Genomic DNA, 18417 nt, shown 5'->3' on the forward strand with positions numbered 1-18417 from the left:
TCGGCACGCGCGCCGCCGATCCGGGCCGGTGTCAGAGCGCTTCCTTGACCTTTTCGGCCACGTCCTCGCTGACCCATTCGGACCAGATTTCAGGCTGGTTTTCGAGGAAGTAATACGCCCCGTCCTCGTTCGTGGCCTGGTTTTCGCCCATCCACGCCAGAAGGCCGTTCACGGTCTCGTTCGACCAGGCGCGCTTGCCCAGGTAATCCATCGTGACCGCGTTGTTGTCGGCGAATTCCTTGGTCACGGCGGTGAACACGTCCGAACGCGGCCATTCGTTCAGTTCCGGATCGGGGCAGTTGTTGACCACGGTGCAGTTGTCCCACCGTTCGCGGTCGTGTTCCACGCCCAGGTCCAGCCGGGTCATGTCGTATTTGCCCAGGATCGCGGTCGGGGCCCAGTAATAGCCCAGCCAGCCTTCCTCGCGGTTGAAGGCGCGGGCGATCGAGCCGTCAAGACCGGCGGCCGAGCCGGGATCGACCAGTTCGAACCCCTTTTCCTCGCCGTTCAGGGCGCGGAACTGGTTCTGGGTGATGATCTGGCAGGCCCAGCCCGAGGGGCAGCTGAAGAACGCGCCCTTGCTGCTGTCCTCGGCGCCGGGGAACAGGTCGGGATTGGCCAACGCATCCTCGATGGTGGTGATGTTGTGTTCCTCGGACAGCCAGGTCGGCACCCAGAACCCCTCGACCCCGCCATCGTGCAGGATTTCCGAGGCGATGACGATGCGGCCCTCTTCCACGGCGGCATCCAGCGCGATCTTGACCGCGTTCACCCACAATTCGGGCGCGACATCGGGTTCGCCCTTTTCGTTCATCGAGGTGAAGGTCGGCACGGTGTCGCCGGTCACAAGCGCGACGTCGCAGCCATACCCCTCTTCCAGGATGATCTTGTCGACCCAGGCGGCCAGTCCGGCCGAGGCCTAGTTCATTTCGGCGATGCTGAGGCTGCCGCAATCCCCGTCGGCGGCGAAGGCGGCGGGTGCCGCCAGGAAAAATCCAAGACAGGCGAGTGCTGGTTTCAGCTTGTTCATGAGACTCCCTTTCGTTTCTTGTCGGGCTTTCGTTTCTTGTCGGGTGCAGGGCGCAGGACCCCGCGATCGGCCGGACCGATGCCGACCGCAAGCACGCAAGCTTGACAAAACCATAAAGCACTGTTCTGCCGATGTCACACATTCGCGACAGAGTATTTGCAAATTATTGTTATCTATTGAGTTTTGTTAGCCGCTTGGCGCGAAATGCGACACGGGGTCCGCGGCGCGCGCGCCCGGTTCAGGCCGGATCCGGCACGATCTTTCGGCGCGACAGCCACAGCGACAGGCCCAGAAATGCCGCCGTCAGCGCATAGATCGCCAGCGCGATGGGGCTTTGCAGCAGGATGGTGAAGTCCCCGCCCGAGATCGACAGCGCCCGGCGCAGGTTGTTTTCCATGTCCATGCCCAGAAGCAGGCCCAGCACCACCGGCACCAGCGAGAAATCCAGCTTGCGCAGAACGAAGCCCAGGATGCCGAAGCCGACCATAACCATCAGGTCGAAAGCCGCATGGGTGATCGCATAGACGCCCAGATAGCTGATCGCGACGACCAGCGGCATCAGCCCCCAGGCGGGCAGGCCCAGGACGCGGGTGAACAGGCCGATCAGCGGCAGATTCAGGATCAGCAGCACGAAATTGGCCAGATACAACGCCGCGACCAGACCCCAGACCAGATCCGGGCTGCGGGTGAACAGCAGCGGTCCGGGCTGGATGTTGAGCGAGATCAGCATCGCCAGCATCACCGCCGTGGTGCCCGATCCCGGCACGCCCAGGGTCAGCATCGGGATCAGCGCCCCGCCGCTGGCGGCGTTGTTGCCGGCCTCGGGGGCGGCGACGCCGCGCGGATCGCCGGTGCCGAACGTGCCCTTGTCGCTGATCCGCTTTTCGAAGCTGTAGGACATCACCGCGCCCAGCGACGCGCCCGCGCCGGGCAGGATGCCGGCGACAAAGCCGATCAGCGATCCGCGCAGCGACGCGCCCAGCCCCTCGCGCAGGCGCGACAGGCGCGGGAACACGCGGCCGGGCGGGACCAGCCCGCCGCCATGCGATCTTTCCTCGCAGAAGAACAGGATCTCCGAGATGGCGAACAGCCCGACCAGCGCCACGATGGGATCGAACCCGTCATACAGATTGAAGCTGCCAAAGGTATAGCGCGCCACCCCGGTCGAGGGGTCCAGCCCGACCGTGCCCAGCATCAGCCCCAGCAGCGCCGCCAGCAGCGTCTTGCGCGGGTCGGTGCCGGTGATGCCGCCGATGGTGGCGAAGGCCATCACATACAGCGCGAAATAATCCGCCGGCCCGAAATAGATCGCCGCCTTGGCCAGCATCGGCGCGAACAGCGTCAGCCCGATGGTGGCCAGCGTCGCGCCGATGAACGAGGCCACGCCCGATATCGCCAGCGCGTCGGCGGCCTGACCCTTCTTCGCCATCGGATAGCCGTCCAGCGTGGTCATGATCGCCGGCTCGTCGCCCGGGATGTTCAGCAGGATGGCGCTGATGCGGCCGCCATACATGCAGCCGTAATAGACCGCCGACAGCAGGATCATCGACGATGTCGCGTCCAGCCCGAAGGCGAAGGTCAGCGGGATCAGGATCGCCACGCCGTTGACCGGCCCCAGCCCCGGCAGCGCGCCTATCAGCGTGCCCACGAAGCAGCCGCCGAAGATCAGCGCCAGGTTGATCGGCAGCACGGCCACGGCAAAGCCCGACCCCAGCGCGGACAGCGTCTCCATCCTAGCCGAACCATGTCCCGACCAGCGGCAGCGGCAGGCCCATGGCGCGGTCGAACAGAAGATACAGCCCCGGCGCCGCCAGCGCGGCGGTCAGCACCCCGGCCAGGGTCGGCGCGCCCATCAGCAGCGCCAGCCCCAGGATCGCGACGAAGCTGGTCGGCACGAAGCCCAGCGGCTCCAGCATCAGCGCGTAAAAGACCAGCAGCCCGACGGCCACGGCCTGCCGCGCCAGCGCCGCCGGGCCGGCCCAGACGGCGTTGTGCCGGGGCCAGATCAGCAGCGTCAGGCCCAGAATGACCGCCGGTATGCCGACGACGCGCGGAAAGATCGCAGGCCCCAGCGGATCGCCGAAGCCTGCGACATATCCCGCCGACAGCCACACATAGGCGGTCGCCAGCAGGACGAAGAACAGACCGGCAAGCCGGTCGGTCACTGAATGACCCCGATCCGGCGCGAGATGTCGGCCATCTGCTGTTCCTGCTGGGCGACATAGGCGCTGAATTCCTCGCCGCCGCGCCAGATCGGCTCCAGCCCGTGCGACTTGGCGGTTTCCTGCCAGCCGTCGGATTCATACAGTTTTTGCAGCCTGTCCACCCAGGTCGCATAGGCCTCGTCGCTGACCTCGCCGCCGGTATAGAAGCCGCGCCAGTTATAGCCGGTCACGTCATAGCCCTGCGCCTTCGCGGTCGGCAGGTCGGGGAAGGCCGAGATCGGGTCGTCCGACAGGACCGCCAGCACCCGGATGTCGCCGGATTCGACAAAGCCCTTGATCTCGCCCAGATCGGTCGAGACGAGGCCGACCTGTCCGCCCATCATCTGCGTGACCGCCGGGCTGCCGCCGTCGAACTGCACCCAGCGGATCTGGGACAGATCCTCGATCCCGCCTTCCTGCGCCAGCATCATCAGCCGGATATGGTCCCAGCCGCCCGCCCCGGTCGAGCCGGCGGTGACGACCGAGGCCGGGTCTTGCTTCATCGCCGCCAGCACATCGTCCAGCGACTGGAACGGGCTGTCCTTTGCCACGGCGATCACGCCCACATCGGCGCCCAGCATCCCCAGCCAGCGCATCGTGTCAATGTCCGAGGGGTATTTGCCCTGCGCGATCTGGGTGACGCCGACGGTCGAGGTGGCGACCAGCAATTCGGGATCGTCGGCGCGCTTGCCGGCGACATTGGCCCAGGCCACGGCGCCGACGCCGCCGGGCATGTTCGTCACCTGCACGTTGCCCTCGACCAGGCCTTCCTGCGACAGCAGGCGCCCGACCTCGCGGCAGGTAAAGTCCCAGCCGCCGCCGGGATCGGCGGGGGCGATGCATTCGGCCGCGGTGGCGGGCAGCGCCAGCAGCATGGCGGCGGCGGCACAGGCCGCCTTCAGACCGTTCAGTTTCCGGATCATCCTTTTCCTCCCTGGATTGCGGATTTCTTCATGTTCCGACGACGCCGCGGCGGCCGATGAAGCGCCGTGCGTTCTCGATCGTGTCGCGGACCTCAAGCCTGACGGCGGCGGAATGGGCCAGCACGGCGCGAACCGCGCCTTCGGCGTCGCCCGCCGCGATCAGGTCCAGAATCCGGCCGTGTTCGCGGTGGGTCTTGTCGCGCCCCTGTTCGGATGCAAAGCTGAGCCAGCGGGCGCGCAGCGTGCGCGTGGTCACGTCCTGCAACGCCGCCTCAAGACAGCGGTTGCGCGACAGCGCGGCGCAGCGGACGTGGAAATCCAGTCCCATCTCAAGCCAGCGTTCGGGCGTGAATTCGTCATGGCTGAAATTCATGCTGCGGCGGATCGCGTCGATCTGGTCGGGCGTGGCCAGCCGCGCGGCCAGCCGGATGGCGGCGGGTTCGACGATGTCGCGGAAGGCGAAGACCTCGTCGATCTCGGCCATGTCGAAGGGCGCGATGGCATAGCTGCGCCCGTCGCGGATCACCAGACCGTCGCGGACAAGGTGGAACAGCGCCTCGCGGATCGGCGTGCGCGAGACCTGGAACTGCGCCTCGAGCGCGCGTTCGCTGACCGGGGCGCCGGGGACCAGATCCAGCGACAGGATGGCAAAGCGCAGCCGGGACAGGATGTCCCGTTCCGAAACCTGCTGACCCGAATTCGCCCGATCCGCCGGTGCCTGATCCGCCGTTGCCGTCATTGACGCCTCCCCCGTGGTTGGTATACCGAAGCGGCATTCACGTGCAAGACGCTTTCGGGTCGGAAAAGGGGGCAGGGATGGTCAGCGCGATGGCGGGCTTGCCCGGACATGCGGTCATCACCGAGGTGGGTCCGCGCGACGGGCTGCAATCGGAACCGGTCTTCGTGCCGACCGCGCAGAAGATCGCGCTGATCGAGGCGCTGATCGCCGCCGGGCTGCGCCGGTTCGAGGTGACGTCGTTCGTGTCGCCCCGCGCGGTGCCGCAGATGCGCGACGCGGCGCAGGTGATGGCCGCGTTGCGCGGCCGCGACGGGCTGCATCTGACGGCGCTGGTCCCGAACGAGCGCGGGGCCGAGGTCGCGATTGCCGCCGGGGTGGACGCGCTGGTGCTGTTTGCCTCGGCCTCGGAAAGCCACAACCTGAAGAACGTGAACCGCAGCCGCGCCGCGTCGTTGCAGGGTTTTGCCGACATTGCCCGGCTGGCCCGGGGCACCGGCGTGCGGCTGCAAGGGGCCATCGCGACCGCCTTCGGCTGTCCGTTCGAGGGCGATGTCGATGTGCAGGCCGTGGTCGATCAGGCCGCCGCCTGCCGCGATCTGGGCATGGATCACATCACGCTGGGCGACACGACCGGCATGGCCACGCCCGCGCTGGTCGTGCAGCGGGTCGAGGCGCTGCGCAAGGTGCTGGGCGATGCCGAACTCGCGCTGCATTTCCACAACACGCGCGGGGTCGGTCTGGCCTGTGTCTGGGCGGGGCTGTCGATGGGCGTCACGCATTACGAATCCAGCATCGGCGGGCTGGGCGGATGCCCGTTCGTGCCGCGCGCCACCGGCAATATCGCGACCGAGGATCTGGTCTATCTGCTGCATGAAAGCGGCATCGGGACCGGCACCGATCTGGACGCGCTGATCGGTGCCGCGCAGCTGGCCCAGCGCATCGTCGGGCACGAATTGCCGGGGCAGGTGATGAAGGCCGGCCCGCGCCTGCGCACAGCCGGCATGGACAGCGTCAGGACCGCCCATGGCTGAGCCGGCGAAAGGTCCGCTGTCGGGGCTGCGGGTGATCGACCTGACCCGCGTGCTGTCGGGTCCGTTCTGCACCATGATCCTGGGCGATCTGGGCGCGGACGTCATCAAGATCGAGCCGCCCAAGGGCGACCCGGTCCGCGCGCAGGGCACGATGACCGACGGCCATTCGGGTTATTTCGCGGGCTTCAACCGCAACAAACGCTCGGTCGTGCTGGATCTTTACCGCGATGAGGGGCGCGCGGTGCTGCGCCGGCTGCTGGCGGATGCCGATGTGCTGGTCGAGAATTTCCGCCCCGGCACGCTGGCACGGCTGGGGCTGGACGAGGCCGCGCTGAAGGATCTGAACCCGCGCCTGATCGTGGCCTCGGTCAACGGATATGGCAGCACCGGACCCTATGTGGACCGCCCCGCCTTCGACTTCATCGCCCAGGCGATGAGCGGGTTCATGGGCGTGAACGGCCAGCCCGACGGGCCGCCGATGCGCGCCGCCCCGCCGGTCAGCGACCTGATCGCCGGCATCTATGCCGCGCTGGGCGTGCTGGCCGCCGTGATCGGGCGCGAGAAGACCGGGCAGGGGCAGGCGGTCGAGGTGGCGATGGTGAACGGGCTGCTCAGCCTGATGGCCTATCTGTCGTCGGAATATTTCGCCACCGGCCAGGTGCCGGCGCGCACCGGCAACGATCATCCGCTGGTCTATCCCTACGGGCTGTTCCGCTGTGCCGACGGGCAGATCGCGGTGGCCAATTCGCACGACCAGATCCTGACCCGGTTCCTGGAAACGCTGGATCTGGGCTGGATCATGTCGGACCCGCGCTATGACACCAACCCCAAGCGGATGGCGGCGCGCGACGAGTTGCGCGATTTGATCGACAGCCGGATGGAGGGGCGCAGCCGCGAATACTGGCTGGACGTCCTGAACGCCGCCGGCGTGCCCTGCGGGGTCGTGCAGGATCTGGCGCAGGTCTTTGCCGATCCGCAGATCGCCGCGCAAGAGATGGTGATCGAGGCGCCGTGGCAGGACGGACCGGCGCTGAAAATGCTGGGCTTTCCGATCAAGCTGGACGGCACGCCCTGCGCCGTCCACCGTCCCGTGCCGCGCCTGGGCGGCGGCACCGGCGAGGTGCTGGCAGAGGCCGGATACGACGCCCGCACCATCGCAAAACTTGCGCGGGACGGGGTGATCGGGCTGGGCTGACCGGCGGGATGTATCTTATGGGATATACCCGAAAGACGTAATGCCCCCGCCGGTCACAGATAGTTCCGCGCCACCGCGATCGCCACCGCCTGCGTGCGGTTCCTGGCGCCAAGCTTGCTGCACGCCTTCTGCGCGCGCTGCTTGACCGTGGCTTCGGCGATGCCCAGCTTTTCGGCGATGGCCGCCTGTCCCAGCCCGTCGCGCAGACATTCCAGCACCGCCAGCTCGGCCCCGGTCAGCGAGGCGCGGTTCAGCACCAGATCCGTCCACAGGTTGAACTTGGTGGACAGGGTGATGATCTCGTCGTCGGTGAACTCTCGCCTTGGGTGGGACAGCGTCAGGAAGGATCGCTTCAGATCCGTCTTGCGCGAGATGGCGACGCCGTAATTCAGCTTGAACTGCTGGGCGGCGTGCATGAACGCCATGTCCTCGGCGCGCTTGGGCACGTCCGACCAGCGAATCCACCCCTCGCTTTCGATCGACCAGCGCGCAATGGGATCGGCGAAGAAATAGTTGCGTTCCTGATAGATCTCGCGCCACGCCGTCGGATAGGCGTTATACAGATGTTCGGGCCCCTTGTAGGTCAGGTTGAAGCCCATGATCCAGCCGGTCGGCGCCAGGCGGTGCAGCTCGGCGATTTCCTCGCCAAAGCCGGGGATCAGGTCGTGCAGCATCTGGCATCCTCGTGGTTTTTTGCGTGAAAGTGTCTTTTGGGATATATCGTGAAGCCACTTTTGTAAAATTCATGGCGACAAGGGATTTTTACCGGGCTTTAGTGAAGTTGCACTAGTGAAGGAGAGTCAGATGGTCACGGCATTCATCGAGCGAAAGCTGGCTGATGCTGAATTCAGCAGGGACATGGTCGAAACCATGCTGGAATATTTCGACGCCTATGCCGATGAGGGCGTGTTGACGGTCGAGGTTCGCGAAGGCGGGCTGTGGCTGCCCAACCGCGTCACCGGCGGGCGCCAGTTTCTTGGCTTGGCCAAGATACCCGAATTTCTGAAACAATAATTCTCCGGGGCTCAAGATGGACTGCGCATTGCGGGTCGAAATCCTTGTCCTGCCGTTCGACGTGGGGCGGTTCGATCTGGTCGCCAAATTCCTGGAATTCCGCAAGAAGGTGTTCGTGGACCAGATGTGCTGGCCGCTGCATCATGCCGAGGGGATCGAGTTCGAACAATACGATACGTTCGACACCGCCTATGTGATCGCGCACGAGAATGGCGAGGTGGTCGGCGGCGCACGGCTGAAACGGACCGACAAGCTGCACGGGCGCGGCAAGGTCCGCTATTCCTACATGATCCGCGACGCGCATCTGGGCCTGTTGCCGGGGATGCCGGACGATCTGTGCTATCGCGCGCCGCCGGTCGATCCGGGATGCTGGGAACTGACCCGCTTTGCCGCCCTGCCGCGCCCGCGCCTGGCCGAACGGATTCTTGAGGCCGTGAACGACTATCTGCACCGGATCGGCGCGCATGAATGCCTGTTTCTGGGCCCGCCCGCGTTTCTGCGCATGGCCGCGCGCCTTGGCTGGACGCCGAAGCCGTTGGGCGATGTGGTCTCGAACGACGACGGCCGGTTCCTGGCCTTCGCCTGTCCGGTCCGCACCCCCGCCGCCGCGCCGATGCACTGAACACGCCGGCGGCCCCGGCCGGCGGGCATCGGCGGAATGGCACCCGCTCACGCAGATGTTTGGAACCGGCGGGGCGCCGGGCCTGTTCCCTCGTCAATCACATCGCCGCATGACAACCGAGGAGCAGCTATGCGCCGGATCATTCACAACACAACCGCCATCGCCGCGTGCCTGTCGCTGATGGCCCCGCATCTTGCGATGGCCCAGACCGTCGCGCCCGAAACCGGGGCCGAGATCCAGGAACAGCCGGCCGAGGCAAGCCCGCAGCAAGGCGACGCACCCGCACCGGCCGACGCCACCTGCGAGGATGGCAGCCAGCCGCCCTGCGCCGACGTCGCGGCGGATGCCGCGGATGAGGCCGAGGAACCGGCGGAGGAGGTAGCCCCCGCAGAGGAGGCCGCCCCGGCAGAGGAGTCGCAGGACGCGGCAGCCGAGGCACCCGAAGCCGAAGCCCCCGCAGAGGCGGCAGAGGAGCAGCCGCAGGACGAGGCAGCCGAGGCACCCGAGGCGGAAGCCGCCGAGGCCAGCCAGCCGGACGCCGATCCTGCCACCGATGACGCCGAGCCGGAGACGCCGGCCGAGGAACCCGAGGCCGAGGCCGCAGCCCCCGCTGACAGCGACGCCGCGATGGAGGCACCCGAGGCCGACGTGACTGCGGAGCCCGAGACAGCGGAACCCGAGACAGCGGAGTCCGAGGCGGACGCCGACGCGACCGGGTCGACCGACCCGCTAGCCGAGGCTCTGGCCGAGGAAGCGGAGGACCAGCCCGCCGAGGCGACCGAACCGGACGCCGCATCTGAGGCGACGCAGCCGGATGCAGCGACAGAGGCTGAACAGCCCGACGCCGCAGCGGCGCAGCCGGACGAGGGCGCAGACGAATCGGCAAGCGACGACACGACATCGCAGGACGCGGCCGAAGCCGACGCAGCAGAAACCGACGCAGCCGAACCCGACGCTGCGCAGGCCGACGCAGCCGAATCCGATGCGGCCGACCCCGCCACCGATGAAGACGCGCTGGCCAAGGCGCTGGCCGAGAAGGCCGAGGAAGAGGACGCGGCGACCGACACCGACGCCGCCGCCGAGGCCCAGACGGACGCCGATCAGGCGGAAACCGGCAACGCGTCGGACGCCCGGACCGATGACGCCGAACAGATCCCCGAGGCGGACGCAGCCCCCACCGAAGCCGCGAAAGAGGCGGCCGAGGCCAGCGAGGCACCGACCGCCGCCGCGCTGGACGCCGATGCATCCGACGCCGAGGTGGTCGAGGAGACGGTGACCGATGAGAACAGCCGTTCCTCGTCCGAGGATTTCGCCACCAGCCTGCGCGACGCGGTCGAGGGCGCGACCGGCCAGCAGAGTGCCGAACAGGCGGCCGAGGCACGCGAGGATGATGACGACGACGACAACACCCTGACCAAGGCGCTGTTGCTGGGCGCGGGTGCGCTGGCCGTCGGTGCGATCCTGAACAACAACCGCCAGGTCGCGCTGAGCACGCCCGATCGCGTGGTCGTCACCCGGCCCGATGGCAGCCAGCAGATCATCAAGGACGAGGTTGCGCTGCTGCGTCAGCCCGGCTCGACCGTCACGACCGAGAATTTCGACGACGGCTCGTCGCGCACCATCGTCACCCGCGCCGATGGCAGCCGGGTGGTGACGATCCGGGATGCCGATCTGCGGGTGCTGCGGCGCACGCTGGTCTCGCCCGACGGCTCGTCGGTGCAACTGATCGACGACACCGCCGCCGCCACCCCGGTCGAGCTGTCCAGCCTGCCCGCGCCCGCGCCGGCCGCGAACAACGCGGTGGGCCAGATGTCCGAGGAACAGCTGCGCGATGCGCTGCTGCGCGAATCGAACGTCGACCGGCGCTTTTCGCTGGCCCAGATCCGCGACATTCCGCAGGTCCGGTCGCTGGTGGCCCCGGTCAATATCGACGCGATCACCTTCGACACCGGCTCGGCCGCGATCAAGCCCGATCAGGCCAGGCAGCTTCAGACGCTGGGCAATGTCATCCGCGAGGCGGTGTCGGACAACCCGCGCGAGTTGTTCCTGATCGAGGGGCATACCGATACGGTCGGCTCGGACGCGGCCAATCTGGCGCTGTCGGACCGCCGGGCCGAATCGGTGGCGCTGGCACTGACCGAATATTTCGACGTGCCGCCCGAGAATCTGGTCGTGCAGGGCTATGGCGAACAGTTCCTGAAGGTCCGGCAAGAGGGGGATGTGCGCGAAAACCGCCGCGCCTCGGTCCGCCGGATCACCGACCTGATCCAGCAGGCGTCGAACTGATCCAGCGGGCGGGGCGGCAGCCGCCCCGTTCCGCCGCGCCATGATTGCCGCCCGTCATCGCAGGATGGCGGGCGGCGTCGTTCTTTCCGTCTTGCCGTTCCGCGCGTTCGCGTGTGAACCGATCCGCCTTTTGCGGGTTGTTCATCTGAATGGGCGCAACCCGAGACCGCGAAAGGACCCGACGTGACCGCGACTCCGCCCGATCTGCCAGCCGACGCGGCCCTGTTTCTGGATTTCGACGGCTGCCTGGTCGAGATCGCGCCCCGTCCCGATGCGATCGTGGTGCCCGACACGCTGCCCGCGCTGCTGGCGGGGCTGCACCGGCGGCAGGGGGGTGCCGTGGCGCTGGTGTCGGGGCGCGATGTCGCAGATCTGCGCCGCTATTTGCCCGATTTTCCCGGCGCCATCGCCGGCAGCCACGGGGCCGAGATCGCGTGGCAGGGCGCGCCGCCCGACCCCGTCGAGACGGGCGGGCTGGACGCCACAGCCCTGCACGCGCGGGTGCGCGATCTTGCCGCCCATGACGACCGCCTGCTGGTCGAACCCAAGCCGCATGGCGTCGTGCTGCATTACCGCGCCGCCCCCGATCTGGCCGAATGGGTGGACCGCACCATGGGCGAACTGGCGTCGCATTATCCCGCCCTTGCGTTGCAGCCCGCCAAGATGGCGATGGAACTGCGCCCGAAATCGGCCGGCAAGGACCGCGCCCTGTCGCGGCTGATGCAGGCGCCCGATTTCGCCGGCCGCATCCCCGTCTATGCCGGGGACGATCTGACCGATGAGGCCGCCATGGCCGAGGCGCAGTCGCGCGGCGGCTTTGCCATCAAGATCGGCGCGGGCCCGACCGTCGCCCGTCACCGCCTGCCCGATCCCGCCGCGCTGGCCCGCTGGCTCGCCGCTGCGTTGCCCTGTTGAAAGGTCCGTCGCCATGTCCCGACTCGTCGCCGTCTCGAACCGCCTGCCTTTGGGGGACAACCCCTCTGGCGGGCTTGTCGTCGCGCTGGAGGATGCGCTGCGCAGTTCCGGCGGGCTGTGGGTCGGGTTTTCGGGAGAGCAGGTCGACAATCCCGCCGACGATCTGACCTGGCATCCCGGCGCCAGTTTCGAACGCGCCAGCTTTGATCTGTCGCGTCGGGATTATCAGGATTACTATCTGGGGTATTCCAATTCGGTGCTGTGGCCGCTGTGCCATGGAAGGGCCGATCTGGTGCGAATCGAACCCGCCCATCTGGAGGGTTATCGCCGGGTGAATGCGCGCATCGCCGAGTTGCTGGTGCCGCATCTGAAGCCGGACGACCGGATCTGGGTGCAGGATTACCATCTGTTCGGACTGGCCGCCGAACTGCGCCGGCGCGGCGTCGAAGGCCCGATCGGGCATTTCCTGCATATCCCGTTTCCCGGCCCCGGCGATTGCGCCGCGCTGCCCAACCCGGCCGAATTGTTCGACTGGTTGTCGCATTACGATCTGTTGGGGTTCCAGGCGCATCGCGATCTGTCGAACTTTACCGAGAGCGCGCGGCAACTGGTCGAGGCAGACCAGACCGAGCACTGTCATTTCCGGCTGTGCGGCCGCACGGTGCGGGCGGGGGTCTTTCCCATCGGGATCGACGCCGCCGCCTTCATGGAACTGGCCCGGCACGCGCCCGACGAGGACGAGATGCGGTTCCTGACCGGCGCGCAGATGATGATCGGCGTGGACAGGCTGGACTATTCAAAGGGGATTCCGCAGCGGTTCCGGGCGTTCCAGCTGCTTCTGGAAAAGATCCCCGACCTGCACGAGAAGATCGTCTTTCTGCAGATCGCCCCGCCCACCCGCGAAGAGGTCGAGGCTTATCGCGACATTCGCGAGGAAACCGAACATCTGGCCGGGCGCATCAACGGCCAGTTCGCCACGATCAACTGGACGCCGATCCGCTTCATCCACCGCCCGATTCCGCGCAACGTGCTGGCCGGGCTTTACCGGCAGGGCCGGATCGGGCTGGTGACGCCGCTGGCCGACGGCATGAACTTGGTGGCCAAGGAATATGTCGCGGCCCAGGACGAGGACGATCCGGGCGTGCTGATCCTGTCGCGATTCGCCGGCGCGGCCGAGACGATGGACCGGGCGCTGATCATCAACCCCCACGATCCGTGGGAACTGGCCGGGGCGATGGCGCAGGCGATGCGGATGTCGCGCGAGGAACGTCGCAGCCGCCATGCCGATCTGCTGGCCGGGGTGGTTGAACGCGATGTCGGCTGGTGGTCGCGGACCTATCTGGACGCGCTGGCCGCAGGGTCCGGGGGCTAGAGCCCCGCGATCACCGCAGGTGCCGCGCGCCCCGCCGGATCGTGCAGGGTCAGGGCGGGGACGGGATGTCCGGTCAGGATCAGGATGCCGCCGGGCAGATCGGCGGGGGCGGCCCACAAAGTCGCGCCGTCATGGCCCAGGAACACCGGCCGGTCGCGCAGCACCAGCCGCCCCGGCCCCGGCACCGCCCACACCTGCGCGCCCGCCCCGTCGCGCAGCGTCAGCCCGTCCGCCGGATCGTTGTCCAGCACCGCACCCCCGTCCGCCGCGTGCAGCGCCATGCCGGGATGCAGAACCTCGCCGCCGCTCAGCCGGTCGCGCGACGAGGATTCGCCGGTCAGGCTGCGCGACAGAAGCGCCCTGATCGCTCGTCCGTCCCAGCCGTGATGGGCGGCGGCGGCCAGCAGGATCGACAGCTTGGCGAAGGCCGCAACCGGGGTCATGTCGCCCGCCGCGACCGCGCCCGTCCGCGCCATCCACGCCCCGGCGGCATAGTGGAACGTGCCGACCGACCCGCCGATCACCCGGCTGCCGATCATCACCGTCACGCCCCCATCCACGGCACGTTGCAGCGCGGATGCGATGCCGCCTGCCCCGGCAGGAACATTGCCCTCTCCGTATCCGGTCAGCACGAGGCCGCGCGCGCCCGCCGCCAGCGCCGCGTCGATCAGCGCGGCCAGCGGCGGGGCGGGACTTGCGTGATCGGCCGGCGTGACGGGCAGTTCGATCACGACGTTCTCGCCCAGCCCCGCCTCGACCGCGTCAAGCTGGTCGCGCGCCAGCGCCATGGCGGCCGGATCGTCCAGCGCGCGATCCGGCGCGGGCGGCCCGTTCAGCGGAACGGCCGGGCCATGGCGCACGCCGATCCCGCTCTCGGCCAGCGGCGCAAGATGCGGGCTGTCGAAGGCCGCGAACCGCGTGGTCGAGACCTTCAGCGCGCGGTTGCCGCGCCACAGCCTGCCATCGAAGAACAGCGCCACCTCGGGCAGGCGCAGACGCGCGGTCTGCACCGCGCCGGTCACGTTGGCCCAGCCGTCGCCGCCCGCGTTCAGCACCGGCCCCGCCGCCGTCTCGCGAAACAGCGGCAGCTGCGCCCCGGTCAGCACCACCGGCTTGGACAGCACCGCGCGGCCCAGCCCGTCGGGGTCGAACACGTTCAGCAGGAAGGGCAGGGCCGAGGCGGTGTAATCCATCGTGTCGGTGCCGTGCAGCACCACGAACCCGTCGTGATCCGCGTAAAGATCCAGAATCCGCCCCGCGATGCGGCACCAGTCGACCGGGCGCAGATCGGTGCTGTCCAGCGTCCCCGACGGGCTGTCGAAAGCCAGCCCCGTGTCAAAGTGCAGCCGCAGATCGGGCATCGCGGCCATCAGCGACGGCGTCAGCAACCGCCCGGCCGCCTCGGCGAACCGGGCGGATGGCATCGGCGCCAGCGGATCGCCCGCGCAGGCGATGGTTCCGCCGGTATTGATGATGCAGACGCGCATATTGCCCCCTTCGTCCGGGCCGCGGTTCAGTCGTCCAGCCAGCCGCGCAGGAACGATTCGATGTTGCGGGTCAGATCGTTCGACAGATAGCCGCCCTCCTGCACGATCACCGTCGGCAGGCAAGCCGCCCTGATCCGCCGCGCCGCATGGGCAAAGCCGGGCGTCGTCACCGCCAGCCCGCGCAGCGGATCGTTTTCATGCGCATCCAGCCCCAGCGCCAGCACCATCGCGCCCGGCGCGAACCGGCCGATACGGTCCAGCGCCGCGTCGATCGCCCCCAGCCACACCGCGTCGCCCGATCCCTGCGGCAGCGGCAGGTTCAGATTCGCGTCCCGCCCCGGGCCGCGCCCGGTCTCGGCCGCGTGGCCCAGATAGAACGGATAGAAATGATCGGGCGCGGCATGGACCGACACCGTCAGCACGTCGGCGCGGTCATAGAATATCTCTTGCGTGCCGTTGCCGTGATGCACGTCGATATCCAGCACCGCCACCCGGTCGTGCCGCCGGCGCAGCGCCTGCGCGGCGATGGCCGAGTTGTTGAGGAAACAATGCCCCGCCGCGCTGTCGGCATCGGCGTGATGGCCGGGCGGCCGGCACAGCGCATAGGCCGCCCCCGCCCCGCCGCCCACCGCCGCCACCGCCGCCACCGCCGCCAGCGCGGTATCGACCCCGCCCAAAGCCGCGTCCCAGGTGTGGCGGCCGACCGGGCAGGCGGTGTCGGCCAGATGCCAGCCCGCGCGCCCCACGACCCCCTGCGGATAGGTCTGGACGGCCTTTTGCGGATGCAGATTCGCCACCACCTCGGGGCCGGCACCGGGAAACTGCTGCCATTCGTCCCAGCAGGTTTCCAGAAACCGCAGATAGCGGTCGGTGTGAACCTCGCGCATCGCCGCGCGGTCGGTGTCAGGCGGATTCTGAACCGTCAGCCCCAGCCGGTCCAGTCCGGCCAGCAGCCGCGCCGCGCGTTCGGGCAGTTCCTTGTTCGGGGCCGGCACGCCGCGCAGCATCCAGAAACGCGGATCGTGCGCCTCGGTCCGGGGGGCATAGAAACAGGGCAGGCGCGACATGGCTTCTCCGCTTTTGGGGGCGCGCCTAACCTACGTTGCCGGCCATCGCCGTGACAACCAGCCCCGCAACGATCAGGCCCAGCCCGGCGACGCGGGTCAGGCCGATCACCTCTTGCTGGAACAGCGCGCCGATCAGCGTCAGCGTGACCATGGCCCTGTCTCTATGGTCAGGTCCCGCGCCCCCGCCGCCCTCAGAACCCGTCATGCGTCTTCAGGAACTCGGCCTCCTCGTCGGTATTTTCGCGCCCCAGCACCGCGTTGCGATGCGGAAAGCGGCCGAACCGCGCGATGATGTCGCGATGTTCGCGGGCGAAATGCAGCGAATGGTCGTTGCCCAGCGCCTCGTACAGCCGGACCGAGCGTTCCTGATCCTCAAGATCCTCGCTGTGCATGAACGGCAGATACAGGAACTGCCGCCGTGTCGGGTCAAGCTGCTGGTCGTATCCGCGATCCAGCGCCTGCCGCGCGACCGACAGCGCCAGATCGTTGCTTTCATAGCTGCGATCCGATCCGCGGAACATGTTGCGCGGGAACTGGTCCAGCACGATGGCCAGCGCCAGCGTATCCTCGAGTCCGTCCAGCCAGTGCATCAGCCGTCCGGCATGGGCCGCCTCATAGGTTTCGCCGAAAAGCTGGATGATCTGCCGGTCGATCTCGTCCGACTTGTCGAACCAGTAAGGCTGCATCCGGTCCGAGAACCAGAAATCGCGCACATCCTGCGGGGTCTTGATGGTCATGTCGTCTCCTGCCTGGGGGCGGCCCGCATCGCGACCGCGTCGCGCCGGTCCGCCATTGCGCCTATCATGCCCCGAGCGCGCCTGAAGGAGAAGCCCATGCCACCCGCCCCGAACGCACCCGACCCCGCAGCCCGCTGCATCATGGTGATGGGACCCAGCGGCGCGGGCAAGACCACGCTGGCGCGCGCGCTGGCACAGCGGATCGGCGCCGCCTTCATCGAGGGCGACGATCATCACCCGCCCGAAAACCGCGCCCGGATGGGCGCGGGCCAACCGCTGACCGAGGCGATGCGCCGGCCCTGGCTGGACGCGCTGTCACGCGCGGTCCGGGCGTCGCGCGCGGTGCGGCCGACGGTCTTCACCTGCTCGGCGCTGCGGCGCAGCCATCGCGATGCGTTGCGCGACCGGATCGGGCCGATGCAGCTGATCCTGCCGCAGGCGCCCGCCGATCTGATCCGCGCGCGGATGCAGGCGCGAATCCATTTCGCACCGCCCGCCCTGCTGGATTCGCAATTGGCGATCTTCCAGCCTCCGACGCCGGACGAAGGCGCGATCCGTCTGGACATGCGCCTGCCTCTGGACGTGGTTCTGGAACAGGCCGTGGCCGCGCTGGCCGGCCCGCCGCCCTGATCCGTGCGCCGTCAGCCCGTGCGCGCCTGATCCAGCGCCTGCAACAGCGCGCCGTATTCCTGGGCCACGGCCAGTTCGACCTCCAGCCCCTCGACCATGACCGCGCCGGGGTCTTCCTGTCCGTCGCTCAGCACCTGACGCTCGCGCAGCCAGCTTTCCAGCTGCCGCACACCTTCCGCGTCCAGCAGCTCCATCAGCCGCCGCATCAGCCGCTGTCGGGCGATGACCGCCGCTTCCTGTTGTGTCGATGGGTCCGGTTCCTGCGCCAAATCCTGTCCTCCCTGTCAGCCCACCGCCTAATGCAGGTGACGCGACCGGTGCAGGCTCAGCTCCTCGCCCAGCTTGCGAAACAGCGTGTCGCGCAGATCGGTGATGGCGCGGCCGTGTTGAACCTCGCGAATGGCGCTTTGCATCGCCGCCTCGACCGCGCGCTCGGCCGAGAACCGGTCGGGCATGCGGCGGCGGGCGCGCGACAGCAACTCGATCACGACATGTTCGGATGGCGCATCGGCCGGGGCGGTCGGCAGGCGGGCGCGCAGATTGTCCAGCAGCGGCAGGGCATGGCTGGGTTTCCTGTACACATGCTGCGGCGCGAACCGGGCGGGAATGGCGGCCGGCCCCCGATCCGACAGGAACAGGAACGGCGTTTCGCGGTTGCGCAGCATGTCGGCAATCGCGAACGAGGTGTCGTCCCCCACGCAGATGTCCAGGATCGCCGCATCCGCCTCGGCCACATGATGGACCGCGTCGTCCACATCGGAAAACGGCCCGATCACCTCGTCGCCGTTCTCGCGGATCTGGGCTGCCAGCCGTCCGGCAAAGAGGAACTCGTCTTCGACAACCAGAATACGCATAAGGCTTGCCCTCCTCCCGTCTCAGCATACACGCAAGCGGTGCTTGCGTAACCCGCCGCATGACATGCATTTGTTATGTGGCGGTTTTCTGCGCGCGGTGCATCTTGCGGCGCAGTCAGGGGCATCAAACGGCCGGCGCGGCGGATCGGTTCCGGCGGCATCCGGAGGTGACGCACCGGAACGCGCGTAGATGCTTCACCGCGTGCGTGGCACGACCGCCGCGTCAAGGTGCTGATAAATCATCGCTATTCCGCCCATGGGTGCCGCCGCCGCCGGCCAAGAACGTGGCAGGCGACCCATCCCCGATTTCC

At 68.1% G+C, this 18417-nt stretch carries 19 protein-coding genes and 1 pseudogene; 8 read left to right on the plus strand and 12 right to left on the minus strand.

The window, feature by feature from the left end; genetic code table 11:
• Positions 1 to 31 precede the first annotated feature (31 nt).
• The 5 genes and pseudogenes from JHW45_RS02345 to JHW45_RS02365 form a co-directional block, all read right to left on the minus strand.
• Positions 32 to 1030: pseudogene (locus JHW45_RS02345) on the minus strand (ABC transporter substrate-binding protein).
• A gap of 238 nt (positions 1031 to 1268) precedes the next feature.
• On the minus strand, positions 1269 to 2762 hold the full coding sequence (locus JHW45_RS02350; protein ID WP_272859363.1) for a tripartite tricarboxylate transporter permease: 1494 nt from the start codon (positions 2760 to 2762) through the stop codon (positions 1269 to 1271).
• A 1-nt stretch (position 2763) separates the two neighbouring features.
• A complete protein-coding gene (locus JHW45_RS02355) occupies positions 2764 to 3195 on the minus strand; it encodes a tripartite tricarboxylate transporter TctB family protein (RefSeq protein ID WP_272859364.1) in 432 nt (143 codons plus the stop codon).
• Positions 3192 to 4157 carry a Bug family tripartite tricarboxylate transporter substrate binding protein gene (locus tag JHW45_RS02360; RefSeq protein WP_272859365.1) on the minus strand — a complete coding sequence of 322 codons (966 nt, stop codon included), beginning with the start codon at positions 4155 to 4157 and terminating at the stop codon, positions 3192 to 3194. The genes JHW45_RS02355 and JHW45_RS02360 overlap by 4 nt, the downstream gene beginning before the upstream one ends.
• A 28-nt stretch (positions 4158 to 4185) precedes the next feature.
• Positions 4186 to 4896, minus strand: a complete 711-nt coding sequence (locus JHW45_RS02365) for a GntR family transcriptional regulator (RefSeq protein WP_272859366.1) — start codon at positions 4894 to 4896, stop codon at positions 4186 to 4188.
• A gap of 77 nt (positions 4897 to 4973) precedes the next feature.
• Here JHW45_RS02365 and JHW45_RS02370 point away from each other — a divergent pair, with 77 nt between their 5' ends.
• Positions 4974 to 5927 carry a hydroxymethylglutaryl-CoA lyase gene (locus JHW45_RS02370; protein ID WP_272859367.1) on the plus strand — a complete coding sequence of 318 codons (954 nt, stop codon included), beginning with the start codon at positions 4974 to 4976 and terminating at the stop codon, positions 5925 to 5927.
• Complete coding sequence (locus JHW45_RS02375; RefSeq protein WP_272859368.1) at positions 5920 to 7122, plus strand: CaiB/BaiF CoA transferase family protein; 1203 nt, start codon at positions 5920 to 5922, stop codon at positions 7120 to 7122. The genes JHW45_RS02370 and JHW45_RS02375 overlap by 8 nt, the downstream gene beginning before the upstream one ends.
• A 53-nt stretch (positions 7123 to 7175) precedes the next feature.
• Here the strand turns inward: JHW45_RS02375 and JHW45_RS02380 are convergent, their stop codons facing one another.
• Complete coding sequence (locus tag JHW45_RS02380) at positions 7176 to 7796, minus strand: helix-turn-helix transcriptional regulator (protein WP_272859369.1); 621 nt, start codon at positions 7794 to 7796, stop codon at positions 7176 to 7178.
• A gap of 130 nt (positions 7797 to 7926) precedes the next feature.
• Here JHW45_RS02380 and JHW45_RS02385 point away from each other — a divergent pair, with 130 nt between their 5' ends.
• The 5 genes from JHW45_RS02385 (at position 7927) to JHW45_RS02405 (ending at position 13331) form a co-directional block, all read left to right on the plus strand.
• Positions 7927 to 8136, plus strand: a complete 210-nt coding sequence (locus JHW45_RS02385; protein ID WP_272859370.1) for a frataxin family protein — start codon at positions 7927 to 7929, stop codon at positions 8134 to 8136.
• A gap of 16 nt (positions 8137 to 8152) precedes the next feature.
• The gene (locus JHW45_RS02390; RefSeq protein ID WP_272859371.1) at positions 8153 to 8758 is read left to right on the plus strand and encodes an acyl-homoserine-lactone synthase; all 606 of its coding nucleotides are present in this window, start codon (positions 8153 to 8155) and stop codon (positions 8756 to 8758) included.
• A 129-nt stretch (positions 8759 to 8887) separates the two neighbouring features.
• Positions 8888 to 11044 (plus strand): OmpA family protein, encoded by a 2157-nt coding sequence (locus JHW45_RS02395; RefSeq protein ID WP_272859372.1) that lies wholly within the window; start codon positions 8888 to 8890, stop codon positions 11042 to 11044.
• Positions 11045 to 11227: 183 nt separating this feature from the next.
• Positions 11228 to 11959: a trehalose-phosphatase gene (otsB, locus tag JHW45_RS02400; protein ID WP_272859373.1), complete on the plus strand. Its 732-nt coding sequence runs from the start codon at positions 11228 to 11230 to the stop codon at positions 11957 to 11959.
• Between the two features lie 13 nt (positions 11960 to 11972).
• A complete protein-coding gene (locus JHW45_RS02405; RefSeq protein ID WP_272859374.1) occupies positions 11973 to 13331 on the plus strand; it encodes an alpha,alpha-trehalose-phosphate synthase (UDP-forming) in 1359 nt (452 codons plus the stop codon).
• On the opposite strand, the gene JHW45_RS02410 is transcribed toward JHW45_RS02405, so the two are convergent.
• The 4 genes from JHW45_RS02410 to JHW45_RS02425 are packed head-to-tail and all read right to left on the minus strand — an operon-like array spanning position 13328 to position 16622.
• Complete coding sequence (locus JHW45_RS02410; protein ID WP_272859375.1) at positions 13328 to 14818, minus strand: asparaginase; 1491 nt, start codon at positions 14816 to 14818, stop codon at positions 13328 to 13330. The genes JHW45_RS02405 and JHW45_RS02410 overlap by 4 nt on opposite strands.
• A gap of 26 nt (positions 14819 to 14844) precedes the next feature.
• Positions 14845 to 15885 (minus strand): histone deacetylase family protein, encoded by a 1041-nt coding sequence (locus JHW45_RS02415; RefSeq protein WP_336385798.1) that lies wholly within the window; start codon positions 15883 to 15885, stop codon positions 14845 to 14847.
• A gap of 25 nt (positions 15886 to 15910) precedes the next feature.
• Positions 15911 to 16036 carry a hypothetical protein gene (locus JHW45_RS02420; protein ID WP_272859376.1) on the minus strand — a complete coding sequence of 42 codons (126 nt, stop codon included), beginning with the start codon at positions 16034 to 16036 and terminating at the stop codon, positions 15911 to 15913.
• A 40-nt stretch (positions 16037 to 16076) separates the two neighbouring features.
• The gene (locus tag JHW45_RS02425) at positions 16077 to 16622 is read right to left on the minus strand and encodes a DUF924 family protein (RefSeq protein WP_272859377.1); all 546 of its coding nucleotides are present in this window, start codon (positions 16620 to 16622) and stop codon (positions 16077 to 16079) included.
• A gap of 96 nt (positions 16623 to 16718) precedes the next feature.
• Between JHW45_RS02425 and JHW45_RS02430 the strand changes: the two genes are divergently transcribed.
• Positions 16719 to 17252: a gluconokinase gene (locus JHW45_RS02430; RefSeq protein ID WP_272859378.1), complete on the plus strand. Its 534-nt coding sequence runs from the start codon at positions 16719 to 16721 to the stop codon at positions 17250 to 17252.
• Positions 17253 to 17263: 11 nt separating this feature from the next.
• On the opposite strand, the gene JHW45_RS02435 is transcribed toward JHW45_RS02430, so the two are convergent.
• Both JHW45_RS02435 and JHW45_RS02440 read right to left on the minus strand, forming a co-directional pair.
• Positions 17264 to 17521, minus strand: a complete 258-nt coding sequence (locus JHW45_RS02435; RefSeq protein WP_272859379.1) for a hypothetical protein — start codon at positions 17519 to 17521, stop codon at positions 17264 to 17266.
• 27 nt (positions 17522 to 17548) lie between these two features.
• Positions 17549 to 18106, minus strand: coding sequence for a response regulator (locus tag JHW45_RS02440; protein ID WP_272859380.1), 558 nt, complete (start codon positions 18104 to 18106; stop codon positions 17549 to 17551).
• Positions 18107 to 18417: the final 311 nt, after the last annotated feature.

Origin of the sequence: Paracoccus stylophorae (assembly GCF_028553765.1) — a bacterium.
Lineage (GTDB): Bacteria > Pseudomonadota > Alphaproteobacteria > Rhodobacterales > Rhodobacteraceae > Paracoccus > Paracoccus stylophorae.

Excerpts from the sequence above, each read along its gene's own strand:
- JHW45_RS02405 (WP_272859374.1), top strand. The coding sequence starts at position 11,973 with ATGTCCCGACTCGTCGCCGTCTCGAACCGCCTGCCTTTGGGGGACAAC.
- JHW45_RS02350 (WP_272859363.1), bottom strand. The coding sequence starts at position 2,762 with ATGGAGACGCTGTCCGCGCTGGGGTCGGGCTTTGCCGTGGCCGTGCTG.
- JHW45_RS02390 (WP_272859371.1), top strand. The coding sequence starts at position 8,153 with ATGGACTGCGCATTGCGGGTCGAAATCCTTGTCCTGCCGTTCGACGTG.
- JHW45_RS02440 (WP_272859380.1), bottom strand. The coding sequence starts at position 18,106 with ATGCGTATTCTGGTTGTCGAAGACGAGTTCCTCTTTGCCGGACGGCTG.
- JHW45_RS02375 (WP_272859368.1), top strand. The coding sequence starts at position 5,920 with ATGGCTGAGCCGGCGAAAGGTCCGCTGTCGGGGCTGCGGGTGATCGAC.
- JHW45_RS02370 (WP_272859367.1), top strand. The coding sequence starts at position 4,974 with ATGGTCAGCGCGATGGCGGGCTTGCCCGGACATGCGGTCATCACCGAG.
- JHW45_RS02410 (WP_272859375.1), bottom strand. The coding sequence starts at position 14,818 with ATGCGCGTCTGCATCATCAATACCGGCGGAACCATCGCCTGCGCGGGC.
- JHW45_RS02430 (WP_272859378.1), top strand. The coding sequence starts at position 16,719 with ATGCCACCCGCCCCGAACGCACCCGACCCCGCAGCCCGCTGCATCATG.
- JHW45_RS02415 (WP_336385798.1), bottom strand. The coding sequence starts at position 15,885 with ATGTCGCGCCTGCCCTGTTTCTATGCCCCCCGGACCGAGGCGCACGAT.
- JHW45_RS02420 (WP_272859376.1), bottom strand. The coding sequence starts at position 16,036 with ATGGTCACGCTGACGCTGATCGGCGCGCTGTTCCAGCAAGAGGTGATC.
- JHW45_RS02425 (WP_272859377.1), bottom strand. The coding sequence starts at position 16,622 with ATGACCATCAAGACCCCGCAGGATGTGCGCGATTTCTGGTTCTCGGAC.
- JHW45_RS02395 (WP_272859372.1), top strand. The coding sequence starts at position 8,888 with ATGCGCCGGATCATTCACAACACAACCGCCATCGCCGCGTGCCTGTCG.
- JHW45_RS02365 (WP_272859366.1), bottom strand. The coding sequence starts at position 4,896 with ATGACGGCAACGGCGGATCAGGCACCGGCGGATCGGGCGAATTCGGGT.
- JHW45_RS02360 (WP_272859365.1), bottom strand. The coding sequence starts at position 4,157 with ATGATCCGGAAACTGAACGGTCTGAAGGCGGCCTGTGCCGCCGCCGCC.
- JHW45_RS02385 (WP_272859370.1), top strand. The coding sequence starts at position 7,927 with ATGGTCACGGCATTCATCGAGCGAAAGCTGGCTGATGCTGAATTCAGC.
- JHW45_RS02380 (WP_272859369.1), bottom strand. The coding sequence starts at position 7,796 with ATGCTGCACGACCTGATCCCCGGCTTTGGCGAGGAAATCGCCGAGCTG.